The organism is Kribbella sp. VKM Ac-2571 (genome assembly GCF_004362255.1).
Classification (GTDB): domain Bacteria; phylum Actinomycetota; class Actinomycetes; order Propionibacteriales; family Kribbellaceae; genus Kribbella; species Kribbella pratensis.
Genome location: NZ_SNWS01000001.1, coordinates 463,849 through 484,799, shown reverse-complemented (window position 1 = coordinate 484,799; position 20,951 = coordinate 463,849). Strand labels below are relative to the sequence as shown.

Here is a 20,951-nt window from a genome sequence, read left to right as displayed (position 1 = left end):
ACCTAGGCTCGACGACGTCCGCTCACTCCTCCCCCGGAGGACGTTTTCATGTCCTTGAGACGCCGTACGACGCTCGTCCTGGCTGCCCTCGCCCTGGTGTCGACAGCAGCCGTGACCGCCCCAGCCGATGCAGTCCAAGACCAGAAACCCGCCTATCCGCAGATCGCTGCCAAGCCGTACATGGGCTGGAGCAGCTGGAGTCTGCAGTCGACGAACTATCCGGGCGTCAATCCCGACGGCCCCGGCAGCTTCATCAGCGAGAAGAACATCCTCACCCAGGCGAACGCCCTGGCCGCGAAGCTCAAGCCGTACGGCTACGAGTACATCAACGTCGACGCCGGCTGGCAGGACGGCGGTGACGAGTACGGCCGCCCGGTCGCCAACCTGAAGCGGTTCCCGCGCGGCATGAAGGCGGTCGGCGACGACATCCACAAGCTCGGTCTGAAGTTCGGCATCTACACCGTCGTAGGGCTCGGCACGGATGTCTACCGCGACGGCAACACCCCGATCTACGACGCGCCCGGGTGCTTCACGCGCGACATCGTGTACCCGGACCTGCGCAAGACCAACGGCTGGGACGCGGCGTACAAGATCAACTACGCGAGTCCGTGCGCGCAGAAGTACGCCGACTCGATAGCGCGGCTCTTCGCCAACTGGGGCGTCGACTTCATCAAGATGGACGGCGTCGGCCCCGGCTCCTGGAAGGGTGCGCCGGACGACCCGAACCACAACAACACCGAGGACGTCGAGGCCTGGTGGCGCGCGGTGCAGAACGCCGGCCGGCCGATGATGTACACGCTGTCGTGGTCGCTCAGCCACCGGTACGCCGACGTGTGGAAGCAGAACTCGAACGGCTGGCGGATCGACACCGACGTCGAGTGCTACTGCGACACGATCGTCAAGTGGGACAGCTCGGTGAAGCAACGTTGGTGGGACGTCGCGCAGTGGATCGACGACGCCGGGCCGGGGCACTGGAACAATCTGGACGCGATCAACGTCGGCGTCGGTGCGATGGACGGCCTGACGGACGTGGAACGCCAGTCCTACATGACGTTCTGGGCGATCAATTCCGCGCCGCTGTTCGCGGGCGACGACCTCACCAAGCTGGACGCGTACGGCCTGAAGCTGCTGACGAACCGCGAGGTCATCGCGATCAACCAGTCCGGCAACCCGGCGCGTCCGCTGAACCAGGACCAGCTGCAGCAGGTCTGGTACGCACAGAACGCGGACGGCAGTACGACGGTCGCACTGTTCAACCTGGCCGACGCCCCTGCCACGGTGACCGGCAACTTCGACGAGCTCGGCATCGGCAGGAAGGCCACGGTCCGCGACATCTGGGCGAACCAGAACACCCGCAACGTCTCCGGCTCGGTCAGCGCCCAACTGCCCGCGCACGGGTCGAAGCTGTACAAGATCACGCCTGACCAGTACGTGCCGGTGAGCATCCCGGCCGACCTGACCGCGACGGACGTCAGCCGTACGTCGGTTTCCCTGAACTGGCGGCCGAGTGCGGGCGCGACGTCGTACCAGGTGTTTGCCAACGGCAAGCAGGTTGCGACGAGCACGACACCGAGCAGCGTGGTGGGCGGGCTGCAGCCCCAGACGCAGTACACCTTCACGGTGAAGGGCGTGAAGTCCGGCCGTACGTCGGACGCGAGCGCCGGAATCACCATGTACACCTCGAAGTCCGGCGGGCCGGTGCGCTACGAGGCCGAGGCGCCGACGAGCACACTGACCGGCGACGCGAGTGTCTCCGGATGCACGCTCTGCTCGGGCGGCTCGAAGATCGGCAACATCGGTTACTCGTCGACGGTGACGCTCAACGACATCACCGTGCCGGCGACGGGCACGTATCTGGTGAAGATCGCCTACACGGACGGGGACAGCAGCCGGCAGAGCATGCTGACGGTCAACGGTTCCAACGGATACTCGGCCAGTTACTGGGTGAACTACCACGGCCTCGGCGACAACGACTGGGGTACGCCGCAGGTCACCTATCTCCCGATGAAGCTGACCGCCGGATCGAACTCGATCAAGGTCAGCAACCCGAGCGGCTACATCGCCGACATCGACTGGATCACCGTCTGATCCAGCCGGCGATCCGGTCGAGAAGACTGCGGGGCCGGCACCACCAGGGCCGGCCCCGCGCTTTACTGGAACCATGAGCGCCTACCCCGAACCCCTGGTCCCGCCCGGTGGAACTGCCCCGGTCCCGCGGCGGATCCGCGCGATGCTCGACGACCGCGTCGTCCTCGACACGACGGACGCGATCTACCTCTGGGAGTTCCCGCCGTACCCGCAGTACTACGTCCCGCTCGCGGACGTCGCCGACGGACTGCTGACGGACACCGGCGAGACCAAGGAGTTCGCGCACGGTGTCGCGCGAGTGCACACCGCGGGCACCGGCAAGGCGTGGGTGTACGACGACGGCGTCGCGAAGGACCGTGTGCGGTTCCAGTGGGACGCGCTGGACAGGTGGTTCGAGGAGGACGAGGAGGTCTTCGTACACCCGCGCAACCCGTACTCCCGCGTCGACGCGATCAAGTCCACCCGCCACATCACGGTCAGCGCCGCCGGCCAACTTCTCGCCGACTCCACCGCGACCGTCATCGTCTTCGAGACCGGGCTGCCGCCGCGCTACTACTTCCCGAAAACCTCCGTCCAGCTGGAGCACCTCACCCCGTCCGACACCGTCACCGCATGCCCGTACAAAGGCCGTACGTCGGCGTACTGGTCGGTCCCCTCGGTCCCGGACGTCGCCTGGTCCTACGACTTCCCGACGGCGCCCCTGCTCCCGGTCGCCGGCCACATCGCGTTCTTCAACGAGAACGTCGACATCACCATTGACGACGTACCGCAGGAGCGCCCGATCACCCCGTTCTCGAACCCGACACAGCGACCGACCGACGGCAACGTGAACAAGCCGTGAATCAGATGACCGCGGTGGTCGCGCCGTCCATGGTGATGATCGAGGCGGTGACGTAGCTGGCGCGGGGCGAGGCGAGGAAGATCGCGACGTCGGCGACCTCCTGCGGCTCGCCGGCGCGGCCCATCGGGATCTCGCGGACCATCTCCTGGAGCAACTCGTCCTTCGGTTTGCCGGTCGCCCGTACTGCGGCTTCCAGCCCCTCGTCGACCCGGGAGGTGCGCGTCATACCGGGGTTGATCACGTTCACCCGGACGCCCTGACCCGCGTACGCCTTCGCATAGCCGGCCGACGCCAGCATCAGCGCCGCGTTGGCCGCACCGCCGCCGATGTGCAGCGGGTTGGCGGCACGTCCGCCCTGGCCGACGATGTTCACGACCGCGCCGCTGCCGCGTTCCGCCATCCCGCGGATGACGGCCTCGGTCGCGTGCATGTACGTGAAGTACTTCGCGTCCATCGCGGCGTGCAGCGCCGTACTGTCCAGATCGTCGACAGGGGTCCGGCGGGCCGCGCCCGCGCAGTTGATCAGGATGTCCGGTACGCCGATCCGCTCGAAAGCGGCCCGCGTCGCGTCGGCGTCGGTCAGATCGACCGCTTCCGCCTGGAAGCTCAAGCCTCTGGCGGCGAGCTCCTCCTGCGCCTTCGCCAGGTTGCCGGCGTCCCGCGAGATGCCGACTACCACCGCACCCTCACGTGCGAGCGCCTCGACGCACGCCAGCCCGATCCCTTTGCTCGCACCGGTGACCACCGCGGTCTTCCCGGACAGTTCCAGCTCCACGTGACTCCTCAGCGATTGGCGTCGTACTCGTCGCGTGCGGCGGCGATCTCGTCCATGTGGTCGTACGCCCAGGTCCGCATCGTCGCGACGGCAGCGGCCAGGCTCAGGCCGAGCGGGGTCAGCGTATAGCTGACCGTCACCGGCACAGTAGGAAGAACATCACGCCGTACGACGCCGTCCCGCTCGAGGTTGCGCAGGGTCTGGGTGAGCATCTTCTGGGTGATGCCCTCGATGATCGACTTGAGCTGGCCGGATCGCAGCGTGCCGCCCTTCTCGAGCGTGCTGATCACCAGCATCGTCCAGGTGTCGCCGATCCGGCCGAGCACCTGACGCGTCGGGCAGGCGCCTTTCGTGGCGTCCCACCTGCTTCTGACCTGGTCGGTATCCATTAGGTGCCCATAGCAGTAATTAGTGCTGTCTTCCGCCCGCCGCGACCTGTTCGTAGCGTCCATGTCGTCCGGGGTCGAGTTTAGGTGAAGGAGTGGAGCAGCAATGAGAGCAGTGGTTCCGGTGGACACCGGCAAGGTCGGGATCGCCGAGGTCGACGAGGTCCGGCCGGGCGCGGGCGAGATGGTGATCGAGGTGGCCGCCTTCTCGATCAACCGCGGTGAGACCTTCCAACTGGAGGCGCCGCAGGCCGGCTGGCGACCGGGCAAGGACATCGCCGGCCGCGTGATCGAGGCCGGCCCCACCGGTCCAGCGGTCGGCACCCGCGTGGTCGCGCATCTACCGCACTCGGGCTGGGCGGAGCACGTGACCGCACCGGCCACGCAGGTCGCCGTACTGCCGGGCAGCATCTCGTTCGAGCAGGCCGCCGCGCTTCCGCTCGCCGGGCTGACAGCGCTGCGCCTGTTGCGTACGGCGGGCAGTGTGATCGGCCGGCGGATCCTGCTGACCGGCGCCGCCGGCGGCGTCGGGCACTACGTCACCGAGCTCGCGGCCGGCGCCGGTGCATCGGTCACGGCCGTCGTCTCATCCCCTGCCCGCGGCGAGCGGCTGTTGGAACTCGGCGCAGAGAGTCTGGTGTACGACGTCTCGGACGCACGCGGACCGTTCGATCTGGTGCTCGAGTCCGTCGGTGGTGAGAGCCTGCCGCTCGCGTTGTCGAAGCTGATGCCGGGCGGTGATCTCATCTGGTTCGGCGAGGCCAGCCGGCAACCGGTGACGCTCGACTTCTTCGACTTCTTCACCGGGCCAGAAGCCGCGCGCGTCCGGCACTTCCACTACGTTCGCGGCCGCGACGACGAAGACCTGGCGACGCTGGTTCGGCTGGTCGGGTCCGGGCGGCTCCACCCCGAGCTCGGTCGCGTCGAGGACTGGTCCCGGACCGATGCCGTCCTCGACGACCTGCGGCACCGTCGCATCCGTGGCAACGCCGTACTCACCTTGACACCCACGTCGCACGAGGAGGCAACACCCATGGATCCCAGGACAGTCGTGACCCGGTACGTCGAGGCGGTGGCGGCGGGTGACCTGCCGACGATCCGGGCGAGTTTCGCGCCGGACGTGGTGTGGACCTATCCGGGCGACCTGCCGCTGTCCGGTGACTGGAAGGGCCGGGACATGGTGGTCGACGAGTTCCTCGGCGCGGCGGCGGGCAACCTGTTCGCGCCGGGTGCGCCGGTCACGATCACGCTGGTCAACGTCATCGCCGACGGCGAGCAGGTGTTCGCCGAGTGGAGGGCGCAGGCAACGGCCCGAAACGGCGAGGCCTACGACAACCGTTGTGGAGGGGTCTTCACCGTTCGGGACGGCGTGATCGTCGCCGTCCGCGAGTACCTCGACACCGACCACGCCCGCCAAGTCCTGTTCGCCAGCGACGGGTCGATGCCCTGAGCAATCGTCAGTTTCCGGGCCGCGGGCCGGAGGCAACGAATTCGAATTGTCGCTGTTCTGGGCTTGATCGGGTCAGTACGATGGGTAACCAGATCGACACTCTTTGTTTCGACGCCTGATGCCCGAGCAATCCTGAGCACCGACGCCGGAGGACCCGTGCCGACCCCTTCCCACTCTCCCCCCAGCGACCGTCTGTCCTGGAAGACCGTTCTGCACCATGACCTACCGGCCTCGCTGGTGGTCTTCCTGATCGCAATACCACTTTCCCTAGGAATCGCCGCCGCGTCCGGCGCGCCGCTGATCGCGGGCCTGGTGGCCGCCGTGGTCGGCGGTGTCGTCGCCGGCGCGCTCGGCGGCTCCACGCTCCAGGTCAGCGGCCCGGCCGCCGGCCTCACCGTTGTCGTCGCCGGACTCGTCACCCAGTTCGGCTGGGCCGCGACCGCCGCAATCACCTGTGCGGCAGGCCTGCTACAGATCCTGCTGGGCGCCACCCGGATCGGGCGACTGGCACTGTCGCTCTCCCCCGCCGTAGTGCACGGCATGCTCGCCGGGATCGGCATCACGATCGCAGTCCAGCAGCTGCACGTGGTGCTCGGCGGCAAAGCCCAGAGCTCGTTGATCTCCAACATCACCGCCCTCCCCGCACAGCTGATCGCGCACCACGGTCACTCGGTCGTGGCCGGCGTACTCACCGTCGCAATCGTCCTCGCCTGGCCGCGAATCCCCAAAGTAAAGGTGATTCCGGCACCGTTGGTCGCGGTCGTGGCGGTCACCGCATTGGCCGCGGTCACCATGCCCGACGTGACCCGGGTCGACCTGCCGGACAGCCCGCTGCAGAGTCTGATCTTCCCGGTGATGCCCGAGGGCCCACCGCTCGAGATCGCCACCGCCGTACTGACGGTTGCCCTCGTCGCCAGTGTCGAGTCGTTGCTGTCGGCCGTTGCCGTCGACAAGCTTCATCGCGGTCGGCGGAGCAATCTCGATCGAGAACTGATCGGCCAGGGCGCCGCGAACGCGGTGTCCGGTGCGCTCGGCGGGATGCCCGTCACCGGCGTGATCGTGCGCTCGTCGACGAACGTCGCCGCCGGCGCCCGCACCCGCGCGTCGGCGATCCTGCACGGCGTGTGGATCGCAGCGTTCGTGCTCGCAGCGGGGTCGATGCTCGAACTGATCCCGATGGCCGCGCTCGCCGGCGTACTGCTCGTCACCGGCCTGCGCCTGGTGCAGCTCGCCCACATCCGCACACTGCGCCGGCACGACGAATTACTCGTGTACGTCGTGACCGCGGTCGGCGTCGGCGTACTGGGACTGGCCGAAGGCGTGCTGCTCGGTCTCGTGCTGGCGCTCGCGCGCGTGCTCTACCGGCTCGCGCGGGCAACCGTGACGGCGACCGAAGCCGATGGCGTGTGGACGGTACGGATCCGTGGTTCGCTGGTCTTCCTCGGAGTTGCGTCGCTGGTGCGGACGCTGCGGTCGATCCCGCAGGGTGCGACGGTTCGGGTCGATCTGACAGTGGATCATCTGGACCACGCGGCATCCGAGGCGATCGAGGACTGGCGGCGCGGGCACAGCGCGCGCGGCGGCTCGGTCGAGGTGTACCGCGCCGGGTCCGCAGAGCAGTTGGGCGACGTACCCATTCGGGCGTTACTGGCGAAACTCGCGGCCGAAGGGCAACAACCGGCACACCTGTTCATCACGTGTGCGGACTCGCGGATCGTGCCGACGATGATCACCACCAGCGGACCGGGCGACCAGTTCTGCGTGCGCAACATCGGGAACCTCGTGCCGCCCAAGGGATCGAACAGCAACTCCGTCGACGCCGCGATCGAGTACGCGGTCGACGTCCTCGGGGTGAAGTCGATCGTGGTCTGCGGTCATTCCTCCTGCGGCGCCGCGGCCGCCGCGCTCGCAGCCGACGTACCCGAAGGATCAGGACTGCAGAACTGGCTACGGCACCTGGAGCCGTCAGTACGGCGAGCGGTCGCGCTCCCGGACATCGTGGACCCGGCGACCGGCATGCAGTTGTCGCCGGCCGACAAGCTGTCCGTCGCGAACGTCGCCGTACAGCTGGAGAATCTGCGGAGTTTCCCGTGCGTCCGCGCGGCCGAGGATCAGGGCCGGCTCGAGCTGATCGGGTTGTGGTTCGACATCGGTGCGGCGACAGCGCGCTCGGTCGTGGATCGCGCGCCGTTCCTGGTCCGCGGCGACGAGGAGTTGTTGAAGATCAGGAGCAGCGGTACGGCGAGTGCGATCGCCACTAACCCATCCAGCCAGTAGTGGTTCGCGGTGACCACGACAACCGTGAAGGTGAGCAGCGGATGTGCGATCCACAGCCAGCGCCACCGTGACCGGGTCGCCCGGATCAGGAAGACCGCGACCATGAACGCCCAGCCGACATGCAGGCTGGGCATCGCGGCGAACTGGTTCGCGACCCCGGAGTGCGTGCTCGGTCCGTAGACCGACTGTCCGAGCAGCACGCCCGTATCGATCCAGCCCGGCATCATCCGGGGCGGGGCGAGCGGGAAGAACATGTGCCCGATCAACGCGAGCCCAGTCAGTGAGGCGAGTGCCCAGCGCGCCTTCGCGTACTCGGCCGGGCGGCGGATCAGCAACCAGAGCAGCACCACCGCGGTCAGCGGGAAGTGCACGCTCGCGTAGAACACGTTGGCGAGCTGGGCGAGGCCGTCGATCTTCAGCGCCTGGTGCTGGATCGTCGCCTCGCTCGGCAGCCCGAGCCAGGCCTCCCAGCGGATCAGCTCGTCGGCGTGCTTGAATGCCGATCCCGCATGCTCCGCGGACAGGAAGCGGCCGAGGTTGTAGACCCCGAACAGGGCGGCGAGCAGTGCGATCTCCTTGACGATCCGCCAGATCCCACCGCGATGCCGCCCCAGCTCCGGCAGACTCGGCTGCCCTACCCGCTCCAGAGTCACCTGCGCCATGCCGACCCCCACATCAAACCGAACGCTCGTTCTCTGAAATTCCAGCCTCCGCCGCGATCCGCCCTCAGATCAAGAACGGTCATTCGTTTTCCTGTGTGATCCTTGGCACTCTTTCAAATTATCGCAACATGCTGATAGTTGCGAACAATATGAACCAACTCACATCGGCAGGATGAAGGCCACGGCTAAATCGGTCGACGCGAGCTGCCGTCCTCGGAAGAGTGCTCGCATGGTGACGGTCTTCATCCGGTGGACGTGGCTGCGAGCGGTCCTGCACAACGGGTGGTGGCTGGTCACCAGCGTCTATCTGGTGGTCGACGCCGGACTCTCCCCCGCCGAGCTCGTGCTGATCGGGTCCGTGCAGAGTGCGTTCGCGCTCGTCTTCGAAGTACCTGCCGGGGTCATCGCCGACACGATCAGCCGCAAGTCGTCCTTGGTGATCTCGCAGGTGCTGATGGGTACGGCGATGCTCGCGACCGGACTGTTCGAGTCGTTCCCCGCGCTGCTCGCCACGCAGGTCCTGTGGGGCATCTCGTGGACCTTCGCGAGCGGATCCGACGTCGCGCTGATCACCGACGAGCTGGATCGGCCGTCGGAGATCAACGTGGTCCTCGCGCGGGCCGCCCGCGCACAGCTGACCGGTGCGGCGACCGGTCTCGTTCTCCTCGGACTCCTCGCCTGGACGACCCGGCGGGACCTGACGATCGTGATCGCCGGCGCCGCGATGGCGGCCCTCGGGCTGTATGTCGCGTTCCGCTTCACCGAGCACAACTTCGTCCCGACGCGGACCGCGCGCTGGTCGGCGTCCTGGAGCACGTTCCGACGCGGCGTCACGCTGGTACGACGAAGTCGCGCGATCCTGCTGATCTTCGCCGCGACGTTCCTCGTGAACGGCGCCTCGGATGCCGCCGGACGCCTTACCCAGAAGCAACTTCTCGACCTGGGCCTGCCGAGCGCGCCGGACCCGATCGTCTGGTTCACCGCCCTCGGCGTCACCGCTCTGGTTGTCGGCGCCGTCGTACTCAGACTCGTCACGCACCGGATCAACGGCGCGCACGCCGCGACCGATTACGCACTGGCCGCCCTCGTCGGAGTGCTCGCGATGCTGCTCCTCGCGTTCGCGCGCGATCCGGTCCTCGGCGCGATCGCCGTCGTACTGCTGAACGGGATCGTCACGCCGCTCACCCGGGTGATCAGCACGATCTGGGTCAACGCCCGTACGAGTGCCGACATCCGCGCGACCACGCACTCGTTCCTCGCGCAACTGGAGTACCTGGGCGAGATCGTCTGCGGTGTCACCGTCTCCGCGATCGCCCGGCTCACCACGCTCCCGCTCGCGCTCACCGCGTGCGCGGTCCTGTTCGCGGCAACCGCCGTACTGATGCGCCGGTCACCAGGTGATCGTGCCGTCGGTGACCTGCACTAGGGCGTCGGCGGGGATGGCGTCGTACGACGCGACGACGACCGGGAGGTTCAGGTTGTACAACTCGGCGGCGATGAGGGCGCCGAGCGGGATGATCGGGTCGGGGCGGGACAGGATGATCGCGGCGGGCGCGGTGCGGGCGCGGATCTGTTCGGCGAGGACGCTGGAGGCGGAGCTGGAGCCGCGGCCGGATTCCATCAGGAGGATGCGGCCGGTGAGGACGGCGCCGCACTGCGGGTGATGCGCGTCGACGATGCGGCCCTCGGTGTCGGTGCCGCCCCAGAAGGACAGCGGCGCGGTGAGGCGGATCGGCGTACCTGTCGCGGTGCCGGGGTGCAGGCTTCGGCCGTGGATGATCATGCGTCGAGGACCACGTGGCCGGCGCGGGCGGAAGCGACGCATTCGGTGAGCGAGCCGAGGATGGCGGAGACGTTGATGTTGCCGGGTGCATAGTGCGCCCACTTGCCCGAGTTCGTCATCACGTACTTCCAGGTGGGCGACAGGATCGCCGTCACATACGTACAGGTGTCCACGACAACCGTGACCCCGGCGGCCTCCAACACCTGCAGTACGCCGTTCTCGGCCAGGCGCTCGCGGGTGGCGCGAGCGGTCGACAGGTAGAACGGCAACCTCAAAGGCGGTCCCACCACCAGCTCGGACAGCTGGACACACTCGGCGTACGACGCGTGCGGCGTACCGATGCTCACTGCGTCCAGCTCTGACGCCACCGCCGACAACTTGCGCCGGACGCGCTGCAGTGTCTCGAGGTCAACCACTCGCACAGGCAGACCGTCGACCTCAGTTGGCGCCTCCGGCGTCACACCGACCACATGGAACAGCGCAACTCCTCCGGCCGATGCGGCGGCCGCGCCGAGTGCCTTCAGGTCGTCCTCTGCTACGTCGGCCGGAATCCCTAGCAGTACAGGGATTTCGGCACCGACCACCGATCCGATGTGATGACCGAGCAGCGAATACGTCAGGTCGGTGAACTCGCCCAATGGGCGGCAGTCGAACACCACAGTTCCCCGCCGTGCCTCGGGAGTCTGCAGTCCGGCGTACGGCGCTCGTCCGGCGATCGCCGCACACACGTCGAGGAAGTCGCCGTACCGATCCGTGCGCGCACCGAGCACCGAGTTCGCGAACACGATCGCGTTCGACTCCGCCCACGCGATGTGCTCACCGAGCGCGGGGCGATTCGGAAGCTGGTACGGCGCGCAGGTGAACGTCGGCGTACAACCGAGTTCGACGTACGCCGCCATCAGCTCCCGTCCCGCCGCCGCGAGCTCGTGATCCCGGACGAGGTCTGGATGGATGAGGTCCGTCGAGCCCACGTTGAGCGTCGTCGGCACGCGCACCCGGGCGCCCAGGTCGACGAGGCGGTGCGCGAAGTCCAGGCTGACCTGACCGTGGTACAGGCACGAGTCGACGTGCGCCGACGTGATCTCGACCAGCCGCGGCGCGTCCGAGATCCGCGCCTGCCCGACGATCACCCGCATCGCCAGCGCCACACCCTCGCCGTCCCGACCGCCGAGCATCGCCTCTTCGTCGGCGGTCAGGTGCAGAGTCGGCATGAGTTGAACTTAGCGGACCTGCACCACTCACCAATCCGCCCGACGCGGCGAGCGTCACCCTCGAACAAGCGGCCGGGGCGCGGTTGGTGAGTGGTGGCGGTCCGCTCTTCTAGACGACCTGCCGCCGGGACGCGACAAGCTCGCCCGCGTCGTACCCGTCCGCGCGGAGGAGTTGACCGGGAGTCACGTCCAGGATGTCGATGCTCACCGGGGCGGTGTAGTCCTCGGAGCTGATCGGGCGGCCTTCGACGTAGAGGTCGACGCGGTCGATGCCTAGGGCATCTATCGCGACGGTGAGCGTCGTACCGCTGAAGGAGGTCTTCAGGTCGAGCCGGCGGACCGGGAGCGCGGCGAGCAGTTCGCCGGCCTTGTTCAGCAGGTCGACGTTGCCCTCGAGCAGGTCGGCCCTGGTCATCCGGTGGGTCTCCTGCGGCTTGACGCCGAGGTCCTCGACCGGCGTACCGGCGAGCTTCCCGACCCGCAGGGTGCGCCGGATCGCGACCCGCAGGTTCGCGCCGTTCGGCAACGCGACGTACGGCGAGGTCTCGTCGGGCGGCGGCGGCTCGTTCAGCAGGGTCGCGAGCAGACCGTGTGTCCAGACGTTCGCGCCGCCCGCGCCGGTGTTGTCGTCGACGCCGAGGATCGTGCCGATCTCGTGGTCGGCGAACCCGGCCGCGAAGATGTCGGTCGCCGAGTAGACCCGGGCGTCGGTGATCAGGACGACGGGTCCGTGGTACGTCTGGCCGATGTCGTTCGCACCATCCTCGGGCGTGATCGGTTTCGCCGCCGAGTACTGCGCCCCGGTCTCGATCGCCAGGTCCAGCGAGTCGAACCACGGGCCGAGATCGATCCCGGCTGGATTGTCCTTGTGCCGGCGGCAGATCCGCAGGTTGAGCGGAGAACTGATGAATTGCACCGGCTCCGGCGCGACCCGCCGCGGGGTCATCGTCTGCAGCGTGAACTCGCCCGCGTAGATGTGTCCGCCGCCGTTGTCCCGGACGTCCACGATCAGGCCGTTCTGCGGCAGCGCCGCGGCCAGCCGGACGAACTCGTCGCGGAACGCGACCGGATCCTGCACGCTGAACGTGAAGATCCGCAGGTGCCCGAACGTCCCGGACGGCGTCACGACCTCACGGGCCCGGAACACCCCGGGCATCGTGGTCGGCAGATCCGCCCCGGTGACCGCGGCCGGGGCAGCCAGCTCGGCCGAGCTCTGCCCGCGTTCCAGTTCGACGACGTCACGGACGTACAGCGCCTTCTTCGCGCGCGACTTCTCGTCCGAGTCGAGGTCGAGACCCATCAACGCCGAGGCCTCGCTGATCGCGTCGAGGTCCGTCATCGGCGGGAGGTTCGCGGTGACCTTCCACTGCTCGCGCAATTCCTGCTCCGAGCCGTCGAGGCCGACGTACGTCAGAGTCACCCAGTCCTCGTCCGGCGGGGCCTGGATGACCAGCGGGCGCAGGGTCAGCGACTCCAGGCCGCGGGCCAGGTTGGCAGCTTCGTTGCTCCCGGCGAAGACGGCGCCGTTGAGCGCGACCGCGCGAGCGATCGGCGTACCGTTCCAATGCGTCACCTCGGCGCCGGGGCCGAACTGCGGGGCCTGGTAGCCGCTGATTGTGCGGGTGATCAAATAGTGCTCGGAACCGTCCGCGTCGCGGGCCTTCTCGATCATGAACGGCAGGAACGCGATCTTCCCGGCGAACGGCACCGGCAGCAGGTAGTTGGTGTGCAGGTCGCGGACCGAGTGGAAGATGCTCGACATCTCGCGATGGAACAGCCACTCGGCCTGCATCGTGTCGGCCGTCTGACGCTCCATCCGAGCGCGCATCACGCGCAGCCGTTGCAACGGGTTGACGGCGTGCATCGCGACCTTCAACGGCAGGTGCACGTAGTTCTCACTGAGCAGCAGAAGCGCCTGATCCACCAGAAGTTTCCGCTGCTCGAGCGTCAACGTGCCGGCCGCATCAAGGAAGTCCGCCAACGGGACAGCCGCCCCTGCATCCGTCCCAACCGTTCCCCGCACCGCGGGCCGCCGCGCGGTCTTCTTGGCTGCTGTCTTCTTGGCTGCTGTCTTCTTGGCTGCTGTCTTCTTGGCTGGTGTCTTGCTGGCTTGGCGTTTGGTCGTGCGTGGTTGCGACATCGTCCCCCCAATACGGCGGGCCCCTCCCCGGGCCGCGATGCCTCCACCGTGATCCGCGCCCCAGCCGATGTCAACGGCCCGTCACGCCGTACCACCCCGAGTCACCCTGCACATCCCCTTCCGCAGTGGTTGACCACCTGACTGCAAGGATGGGCGGGTGAAGGAGTTCTGGGACAACATCACGTCGGTTCAGCCGGAGCCGTCGCTCCAATTGGTCATCGGTACGGGCGTGGCCGCGCTGCTGCTGATCGCCTGGCGCCCGATCTGGAAGCACACGCGGCAGGTCGTGACGATCGCGCACGAGGGCGCGCACGGACTGATCGCCGCGCTGGTCGGCCGCAAGCTGTCCGGGATCCGGCTGCACTCGGACACCTCCGGCGTCACGGTGTCCCGTGGCAAGCCGACCGGCGGCGGGATGATCGCCGTACTGCTGGCCGGCTACCCCGGTCCCGCTCTGTTCGGCCTGGCTGCCGCGTTCGTCCTCAGCCGCGGGTACGCCGTTGCGCTGCTGTGGGGACTGCTCGCGGCGCTGGTGATTTTGCTGCTGCAGATCCGCAACCTGTTCGGGCTGTGGTCGGTGCTGGTGTTCGGCGCCGTCGTGTTCAGCGTGACATGGTGGGGCTCTCCCTCGGTGCAGTCCACCTTCGCGCACCTGCTCACGTGGTTCCTGCTGCTGGCCGCACCACGTGCCGTGCTGGAGTTGCAGCGCTCGCGGCGGCACGGCCAGGGGCGCAGCTCCGACGCGGATCAGCTCCGGCGCCTCACCGGCGTACCGGCGTTGATGTGGGTCGGCGTGTTCGGTCTGGTCACGCTTGCTTGCCTTGCGTTGGGCGTGCTCTGGTCTGGCGTGCTCCCGAGCTAGGGAGGTGGCAGGGTGACGCCGAAGCCGGTCACTGCGAGGCGCAGCAGCACTTGTCCTGGTCTGAGCAGATCCGCCACCTTCGCCGCGCTCAGCACCTCTAGCTCACCCAGCCGCTTCTCATAGCTGCCTTGTACGCGTGCCTGCTGCAGCTCGACAGTGTTGTGCCAGACCTTCTGCCGGGACTCGCGCAGGAAGCGTCGTGACGCCAGCCGGTTGAGTGGTGTGAGAACGCGATCGATCAGGCTGCGCGCGCCGGTCGCGGCGAGTTCGCCGTCCTCTGCCGCGACACGTTCCGCGAGCACACTGTCGATCCGTTCGTGGTCGCGCCGGCGTTTGTCCATCAGCTGCGGATCCAGGAAGTCGTCGTCGCTGATGACCGCGAGCAGCGCCTGCGGCAGGTCGTAGTTCACGTGCGCGTTGATACCGAGCAGCACGTGCGCCAACGCCGGCAGTTCCGGCGAAGCATCGAACGCCAGGCGCCACGGCCGAGGCACGCCACTGCCCTCCGCCGCCCGTGTCACGAGATCCGCGTCGTGGGCGCGCAGATACAGCTCGGCGAACTTCACGTCCCAGACCTCGACCCATTCCGGATCCTCGAACCGGCCCTGGTCGATCGCCCGTCCCACGGCCTGCGTGGTGCGCAGATACGTCTCCAGGAAGAACCGCCGGCGCGCAAGCTCCGGCGGCAGCTCATCGGCTCGCTGCCGCATCCGCGCCACCACGTCCCCGATCGGACTGCCATCGGTCATCGGCTCTCCTCAGGGGGAGGGATCATGCCCACACTGCTCGCGGAGGAGCGGCGTGCGCTTGGTGCGTCGTACGCCGCTCTCCGCGTCGCTGTTGAATTTTAGTGCTCCACCGGCTGACCGGAGACCGGGTCCAGGTACAGCGCCTTGTTCTTGTGGTGGAAGTCGAACAAGGTGTTCAGCGAACCGGCCTTCTCGTCGAAGGAGTAGTTGCCGATCGGGCCGGTCTTCCAGTTGTCCTCGACGAACTTCAGGATCGAGGTCTGATCGGTCGTGGTGTGGTCGACGAAGTTCCGCTTCGCGTAGGGCGAGACGACGAGCAGCGGGAGCCGCGGACCGTACCCGCAGCGGTCGAGATAACCGCCGGCGATCCGGGCCGGGTTCGTCCCGCAGTTCGTGCCGGTCAGTGCGTCGTGCGCCGGGTCGTTGGACTGGTTCACCACCGGGCCGACCTGGTGGTCGTACCAGCCGTCACTGTCGTCGTACGCGATCACGACCGCAGTGTTCTTCCAGTCCTTCGTCTTCTGCAGCCGGTTGATCGCGTCGACCACGAAGTGCTGCTCGTCCAACGGGGTCGAGTAGCCGGCGTGACCGTCCTGGTACGCCGCTGCCTTCAGGTAACTCACCGCCGGCATGCTCCCGTTGTCGACGGATGCCCAGAAGTCCTTCAGGTCGTACTGGTGGTTCGCCGGACCGTTGTGACCGATCTCGTCGACCGACGCCGGCGGCGTGTGCTGCAGGTTCTGCGTGCTCTTGTAGTACTGGAACGGCTCGTGATGCGGGATGTAGTCGGCACTGCTGACCCCGCCGACGTCCGTGTGCTTCGCCGTACAGTCAGCGAATCCACCCTGGAACCAGCCCCAGCTGACGCCCTTCGCGTTCAGCAGGTCGCCGACGTTCTTGTTCTTCGGATCGGTCACGGTCGAACTGTCGCGGGTGTTGCACTTGTCGCCGGCCGGCTGCGGATCCCCGATCATCGTCCCGGTGGCGGCCGGTACGGCGTCGCCGTCCGCGCTGAAGCCGTGCGTCTGACCCGACACCAGGTTGATCGCGCCGGGAGACGACGGACCGTACGTCGTGCCGTAGGAGTTGTCGCTCATCGCGAAATGCTGGGCGTAGTTCCACAGACCGGTGACGGTGTTCCCGTCGTAGTACCCCATCACCAGGCCCTTGCCGTGGCCGTAGTCGGCGCAGGTGCCGGCGCCGCGCCCGACCGTCTCGACGACCTTGTCCATCAGGCCGGCGTCGACAGCCTTCTGCTCGTCGGCGTAGTTGTGGTCCTGGTCGCAGGTCTGCGCCTGGTCCCGGCCGAGCCGGAACGGCTGGGTCGAGTTGGGGTTGTTCGGCGCCGCGAGCGGGGTGTTCAGGCCGTTGACTCCCGGCGTGCCCGCGGCGGCCGCGAACGCCGGCTCGCCGGCCGCGTTCGCGGCGTTGGGGTACGTCGCGAAGTAGTGGTCGAACGACACGTTCTCCTGGAAGATCACCACCAGGTGCTCGATCGGGGTGGTCGTGGGTGCGCCTTGATTGTGGCCCAGAGCAACGGCCGGGACGGTGGCCGCGGCGACCAGGGTCGCCCCGAGTCCGGCGGCCAGGGCTAGCCTGCGCCTGCTGCGAACGAACACTGCTGACTCTCCTTCAGGCTGTGCGAGCCACGAGCCACCCCGATGGTGGCTCGTCGGCTCCCCAAGCCTCCGCCAGCGCCCCGGCCCGACGAAACCCCGAAAGACGAACTCGTGCTGAACGCCGGGTGTTTTCCTCTCAGAATCCCTCAGCTACCTGAGGATTCTCTCAGGAACGTCCTCCGGCGATCGGTCGCCCGCGTTGGGCCATGCCTGGTCCGCCGTACGGGTAGTCGGCCGCGCCCGGGTCGCTGGCCTCGTCGAGTTTCGCGGTCTCCTCCGGGGTCAGGTGCAAACAGCCCGCCGTACGAGATCTTGCCGGCGCGTACGGCGTCCTCGAGGAAGCTGAGCGTCTCCTCGAGCGGCGTGACCGGGTCCCACGCGTGCAGCTGGTACAGGTCGATGTGGTCCACTCCGAGTCTTTGCAGCGACGCCTCCAACGCCTTGCGGAGGTGCCGACGCGACGTACCGACGTCGTTCGGCCCGTCCCCGGTCGGCTCGGTCTCGTCGGTCTCGTTGCCGAACGTCATGGTGCCGAGCGCGCGGGCGTGTCTGACCTCTCCACGCCGTCGCGAGGAGGTGCTCGGTGCGGTGCATCGGCGTGCGGGAGTGAAGGCCTCGATGTGGTTTCATCGTGGCCTTTGCTCCCGTGCGGCGAGGTGCCGTGCCGAGCACCCCGCAGTAGGCGTGGAGAGGTCAGACACGCCCGCGGTCGAGACAACGGCGCCGCTCGCGCCGAGAGTGCGATATTCCACGGTTCTCCCTCTCGTTGAACTGTCTGTAGCGAAGACTACGGTGGCAGGTATGAAGACGAATGAACTGCTCCTCGACGCCCACAGCAGGGTCCAGGAGGTCCTGCACGACGTCGTCACCGGGCTCGACGACAAGACACTCGCGACGCGGCCGAGTGACACGGCGAACTCGATCGCCTGGCTGGTCTGGCACCTGACCCGGGTCCAGGACGACCACCTGGCGGACGCCGGCGGGTACGAGCAGGTCTACACCGCCGACGGGTGGTTCGAGCGGCTCGGACTGCCGCTCGACGAGGCCGACACCGGGTATGCGCACACGTCCGACCAGGTCGGGCTCGTGAAGCTCTCGGCGGATCAACTGCTCGGGTACTACGACGCCGTACATGCCCGGACCGCGGAGTTCCTGCGCACCCTGACCGACGAGGACCTCGACCGGATCGTCGACCGTCGATGGAACCCGCCGGTCACGCTCGGAGTGCGGTTGATCAGCGTCATCGACGACTGCGCGCAGCACTCCGGCCAGGCGGCGTACGTGAAGGGCCTGCTCAGCTGAGCGTGGTCTGCCAGAGCGAGGTGCCGGCGATCAGGTAGAGCTTGCGATCCGGCATCAGTACGGCGTCGGTCACCTTGCCCTCCGGCCCTATCGCGTCCTGGACGGTCCACTGGCCGTCCCGCCCGGTGAGCACCTTCACCTTGTTGTCCTGGGCAACGACCTGGACGACCTTGTCGCCGTCGACGATCGGCGGCGGCAGCTTGTCCTTGTCCCCCACCGGGATCGACGGCACGCCCTGGAGCCGCTTCGCGGTCCCTGAGGCGTCGAGCTGCCAGATCGCGAGCTGCCCGTCGACATAGCCGGAGATCACGCAGTCCTTCGCGCAGGTCGCGGTCTTGGCCTGACTACGGCCGCCGGGATCGGGCAGCACGATCCGGGTCCAGCCCTGGTTGAGCTTGGTCGATCGCCAGACAGCCGCCTCCTGTGCAACGGTGCCGGGCGCGAGCCGGACCTGCGATCCGACGAGGACGATGCTCTCGCCGAGCGTCGTACCGAAGCCCGGCCCGACCAGGAGGGACGGCGTACTTTGCAACGCGGTCTTCGTCGGGTCCTGTCTGACCCATTTGCCGTCGCTCTGCGGCAGCCAGACCATCGCGTCGTTGCCCGTCTGCACGCCGCCCCAGGAGCCGAGAAGCGCGCAGCCGCTCGGGGTGATGACGGCGCTGTACAGGTCGCCCGCGTCCTGGCCGCCGAACGTGAAGAAGTTCTGCGGCTTCTCGACGAGTCCGGTTTGCGGAGTGCCGGTCCAGACCGTCCAGCGGGTGTTGGAGTGCGCGCCGCCGGAGGCTCCACCGAGCGCGAGGAGCTGCTTGCCGTCGTACGCGATCGAGTACCAGATCGCCTCGAACGCGTACGGGCTGGCCGGGTTGGGCTTCACCGTGATCGGCGTGCGCTTGCCCGTGCTGTCGAGGAGTTGGAGTTCCGGGACGACCTTGGCGCCGCGGTGCCGCAGACCGACAAGCAACTGCTTGTCGTGGGCGGTCAGCGTGACCGGCTCGGCCGGGCTGACGTCGACCTTGGTCCAGTTGTCGAGCGTTTGCGGCTTGTCGTCGGCCTTGTGGTCACTGCAGGCGGTGAGGGTCGCGAGCACCAGGACCGCGACCGCAGCGAGGCGCCGCATGTCAGCGGCTCTGCGGAAGCTTGGTGGTCTTCTTCCGACCGGTCCGCGGCGCGGACGGCGGTGGCACGACCGGACCGATGTCGCCATCCGGTGCGGTGTCGAGATCGATGATCACCGGGGCATGGTCACTCGGGCCGGTGCCCTTCCGCGCCTTACGGTCGATCCACGCGGCCTTGACCCGCCCGGCGACCGGTTCGGTGGCCAGCATCAGATCGATCCGCATGCCGAGGTCCTGATGGAACATGCCGGCGCGGTAGTCCCAGTAGCTGAAGATGCGCTTGTCCGGCCAGCGGTCGCGGACGACGTCGTGCAGGTCCTTCGCGGCCATCAGTTCCGCGAGCGCCTGCCGCTCGGGCGGGGTCACATGCGTCTGACCGACGTACGCCGCGGGGTCGAAGACGTCGGCGTCGGTCGGGGCGATGTTCATGTCCCCGCAGACGATCTGATCGGCCGGTCCGTCGGCGACGACCTCTGTGAGCGCGGCGAGCCACGCGAGTTTGTAGCGGTAGTGATCGGAGTCCGGGACGCGGCCGTTCGGCACGTAGAGCGAGTGGACACGGATGCCGCCGCAGGTCGCCGCGATCGCGCGCGGCTCCGGGTCCGGGAAGCCCGGCGCGCCCTCCACACCGATCACCACGTCATCGAGTCCGACCTTCGACAGCAGGGCGACACCGTTCCACTGCGGGGCGCCGTACAGGCCGGTCTCGTAGCCGCGGGCGGTCAGCTCTTCGCCCAGGAGTGCAGTGAACGCGTCGTCCGCGAGCTTCGTCTCCTGCAGGCACACGACGTCCGGCTGCCGCTCGTCCAGCCAGTCCAGCAGCCGCGGCATCCGCTGCTTGACCGAGTTCACATTCCACGTGGCGACTCGCATCCGACCAAGGTAGCGCCAGCCACGGACCATTTCAGCCGAGCTTCGGTGCCCGCCAGACAAGAGTGTTCAACAGGTCGGTGCCGGGACGTTCGACACTGTTGTTGTGCCGCGGTTTGTCCTTGCGTCCCCAGGCGTCGTTCCCCAGCCACGGCGGTACGCCGAACGGCAGGTCCCGCGGCGGGATCGGCGCATAGTCGGACTCGGCGAACTTCACGCCGTAGTTGGGGACCGTGTTGTCGCCGTCCGGATCCGGCGTCACGATCGCTCGCAGCTCGGTGATCGCGTTCCGCCAGCTGTCGATCAGCACCTTCGGGCTGCGGCTCGACGGGTGCGGTACCTCGAACAGCGGTACGTTCGGCCTGTCGGTCCACAGTTGAACGGCTGAGCGCGCCTGGGTGCCGAACGCGACGATCGCCTGCAACTCGGGGCCGGTGATCAGGTCGAGCAACGTGTTGCGCCAGGCGAGCTGGTCAGGCCGGGAGAGCAGTGGGGCCGCTTGCTGTGCGCGAGACGGTCTGAGCGCGTAGGCGTAGGCGTTGACCAGTGCGTAACTGCGAGTCAGGCCGAGCTTGCCCAGGAAGCCCTGCACGCGCTGACCGGCGTCGCCGACCAGCGTGCGGCCCGCGATGCGTTCGGTCGGGCCCGGGTCCGATGCGATAGCGAGCAGCCGAGCCTTGCGATTGAGCCGTCCCCGGTAGAAGACCGGGCCCCAGTCGTACCAGAACAATTCCCGGAAATCCGCGTAACTGGGAACTTTCGCGAAGTGCCGCGCCACCATGACCGGCGGACCGGGATCGAAATCACCCATCGAACTA

Annotated in this window: 17 protein-coding genes and 2 pseudogenes; 7 read left to right on the top strand and 12 right to left on the bottom strand. The window is 67.8% G+C overall.

Translation table 11 applies throughout. The features are described from left to right. Positions 1-48 precede the first annotated feature (48 nt). Entirely contained in the window at positions 49-2,088 is a 2,040-nt protein-coding gene (locus EV651_RS02400; protein WP_133781457.1) for a fibronectin type III domain-containing protein, read from the top strand. Between the two features lie 73 nt (positions 2,089-2,161). Further along, a complete protein-coding gene (locus tag EV651_RS02395; RefSeq protein ID WP_133781456.1) occupies positions 2,162-2,929 on the top strand; it encodes a DUF427 domain-containing protein in 768 nt (255 codons plus the stop codon). Position 2,930: 1 nt separating this feature from the next. Here the strand turns inward: EV651_RS02395 and EV651_RS02390 are convergent, their stop codons facing one another. Both EV651_RS02390 and EV651_RS02385 read right to left on the bottom strand, forming a co-directional pair. Next, positions 2,931-3,704 carry an SDR family NAD(P)-dependent oxidoreductase gene (locus EV651_RS02390; RefSeq protein WP_133781454.1) on the bottom strand — a complete coding sequence of 258 codons (774 nt, stop codon included), beginning with the start codon at positions 3,702-3,704 and terminating at the stop codon, positions 2,931-2,933. 8 nt (positions 3,705-3,712) lie between these two features. Further along, on the bottom strand, positions 3,713-4,093 hold the full coding sequence (locus EV651_RS02385; protein WP_133781452.1) for a helix-turn-helix domain-containing protein: 381 nt from the start codon (positions 4,091-4,093) through the stop codon (positions 3,713-3,715). Between the two features lie 103 nt (positions 4,094-4,196). On the opposite strand from EV651_RS02385, the gene EV651_RS02380 reads away from it, so the two are divergent. Together EV651_RS02380 and EV651_RS02375 are read left to right on the top strand one after the other, a co-directional pair. After that, positions 4,197-5,540, top strand: a complete 1,344-nt coding sequence (locus EV651_RS02380) for a nuclear transport factor 2 family protein (RefSeq protein WP_133781450.1) — start codon at positions 4,197-4,199, stop codon at positions 5,538-5,540. 156 nt (positions 5,541-5,696) lie between these two features. Further along, positions 5,697-7,637, top strand: a pseudogene (locus tag EV651_RS02375) (bifunctional SulP family inorganic anion transporter/carbonic anhydrase); the annotation flags it as partial. Between the two features lie 14 nt (positions 7,638-7,651). Here the strand turns inward: EV651_RS02375 and EV651_RS02370 are convergent. Then, positions 7,652-8,479 (bottom strand): phosphatase PAP2 family protein, encoded by an 828-nt coding sequence (locus EV651_RS02370; RefSeq protein ID WP_202870121.1) that lies wholly within the window; start codon positions 8,477-8,479, stop codon positions 7,652-7,654. Positions 8,480-8,708: 229 nt separating this feature from the next. Between EV651_RS02370 and EV651_RS02365 the strand changes: the two genes are divergently transcribed. Next, positions 8,709-9,905: an MFS transporter gene (locus tag EV651_RS02365; RefSeq protein ID WP_238156603.1), complete on the top strand. Its 1,197-nt coding sequence runs from the start codon at positions 8,709-8,711 to the stop codon at positions 9,903-9,905. Here EV651_RS02365 and EV651_RS02360 read toward each other — a convergent pair. The 3 genes from EV651_RS02360 to EV651_RS02350 form a co-directional block, all read right to left on the bottom strand. After that, on the bottom strand, positions 9,870-10,262 hold the full coding sequence (locus EV651_RS02360; RefSeq protein WP_133781444.1) for an aconitase X swivel domain-containing protein: 393 nt from the start codon (positions 10,260-10,262) through the stop codon (positions 9,870-9,872). The two genes, EV651_RS02365 and EV651_RS02360, sit on opposite strands and share 36 nt — an antisense overlap. Further along, complete coding sequence (locus EV651_RS02355; protein ID WP_133781442.1) at positions 10,259-11,473, bottom strand: aconitase X catalytic domain-containing protein; 1,215 nt, start codon at positions 11,471-11,473, stop codon at positions 10,259-10,261. The genes EV651_RS02360 and EV651_RS02355 overlap by 4 nt, the downstream gene beginning before the upstream one ends. Positions 11,474-11,582: 109 nt before the next feature. Further along, a complete protein-coding gene (locus EV651_RS02350) occupies positions 11,583-13,613 on the bottom strand; it encodes a S41 family peptidase (protein ID WP_133781440.1) in 2,031 nt (676 codons plus the stop codon). 157 nt (positions 13,614-13,770) lie between these two features. On the opposite strand from EV651_RS02350, the gene EV651_RS02345 reads away from it, so the two are divergent. Beyond that, on the top strand, positions 13,771-14,475 hold the full coding sequence (locus tag EV651_RS02345; RefSeq protein WP_133781438.1) for a M50 family metallopeptidase: 705 nt from the start codon (positions 13,771-13,773) through the stop codon (positions 14,473-14,475). On the opposite strand, the gene EV651_RS02340 is transcribed toward EV651_RS02345, so the two are convergent. The 3 genes and pseudogenes from EV651_RS02340 to EV651_RS43180 form a co-directional block, all read right to left on the bottom strand. Next, positions 14,472-15,224, bottom strand: coding sequence for a DUF5995 family protein (locus EV651_RS02340; protein WP_133781436.1), 753 nt, complete (start codon positions 15,222-15,224; stop codon positions 14,472-14,474). The genes EV651_RS02345 and EV651_RS02340 overlap by 4 nt on opposite strands. A 98-nt stretch (positions 15,225-15,322) precedes the next feature. Beyond that, positions 15,323-16,843 (bottom strand): phospholipase C, encoded by a 1,521-nt coding sequence (locus EV651_RS02335; protein WP_133781434.1) that lies wholly within the window; start codon positions 16,841-16,843, stop codon positions 15,323-15,325. A 296-nt stretch (positions 16,844-17,139) separates the two neighbouring features. Beyond that, positions 17,140-17,352: pseudogene (locus tag EV651_RS43180) on the bottom strand (aldo/keto reductase); the annotation flags it as partial. A 292-nt stretch (positions 17,353-17,644) separates the two neighbouring features. Here EV651_RS43180 and EV651_RS02325 point away from each other — a divergent pair. Beyond that, positions 17,645-18,145, top strand: a complete 501-nt coding sequence (locus EV651_RS02325; RefSeq protein WP_133781430.1) for a DUF664 domain-containing protein — start codon at positions 17,645-17,647, stop codon at positions 18,143-18,145. On the opposite strand, the gene EV651_RS02320 is transcribed toward EV651_RS02325, so the two are convergent. From EV651_RS02320 to EV651_RS02310, 3 genes are read right to left on the bottom strand one after another with little or no spacing between them, the layout of a single operon-like run. Continuing rightward, positions 18,138-19,265 (bottom strand): hypothetical protein, encoded by a 1,128-nt coding sequence (locus EV651_RS02320; protein ID WP_133781428.1) that lies wholly within the window; start codon positions 19,263-19,265, stop codon positions 18,138-18,140. The genes EV651_RS02325 and EV651_RS02320 overlap by 8 nt on opposite strands. A 1-nt stretch (position 19,266) precedes the next feature. Continuing rightward, positions 19,267-20,136 carry an exodeoxyribonuclease III gene (locus EV651_RS02315; RefSeq protein ID WP_133781426.1) on the bottom strand — a complete coding sequence of 290 codons (870 nt, stop codon included), beginning with the start codon at positions 20,134-20,136 and terminating at the stop codon, positions 19,267-19,269. A 31-nt stretch (positions 20,137-20,167) separates the two neighbouring features. Next, positions 20,168-20,944 (bottom strand): uracil-DNA glycosylase family protein, encoded by a 777-nt coding sequence (locus EV651_RS02310; RefSeq protein WP_133781424.1) that lies wholly within the window; start codon positions 20,942-20,944, stop codon positions 20,168-20,170. Positions 20,945-20,951 lie beyond the last annotated feature (7 nt).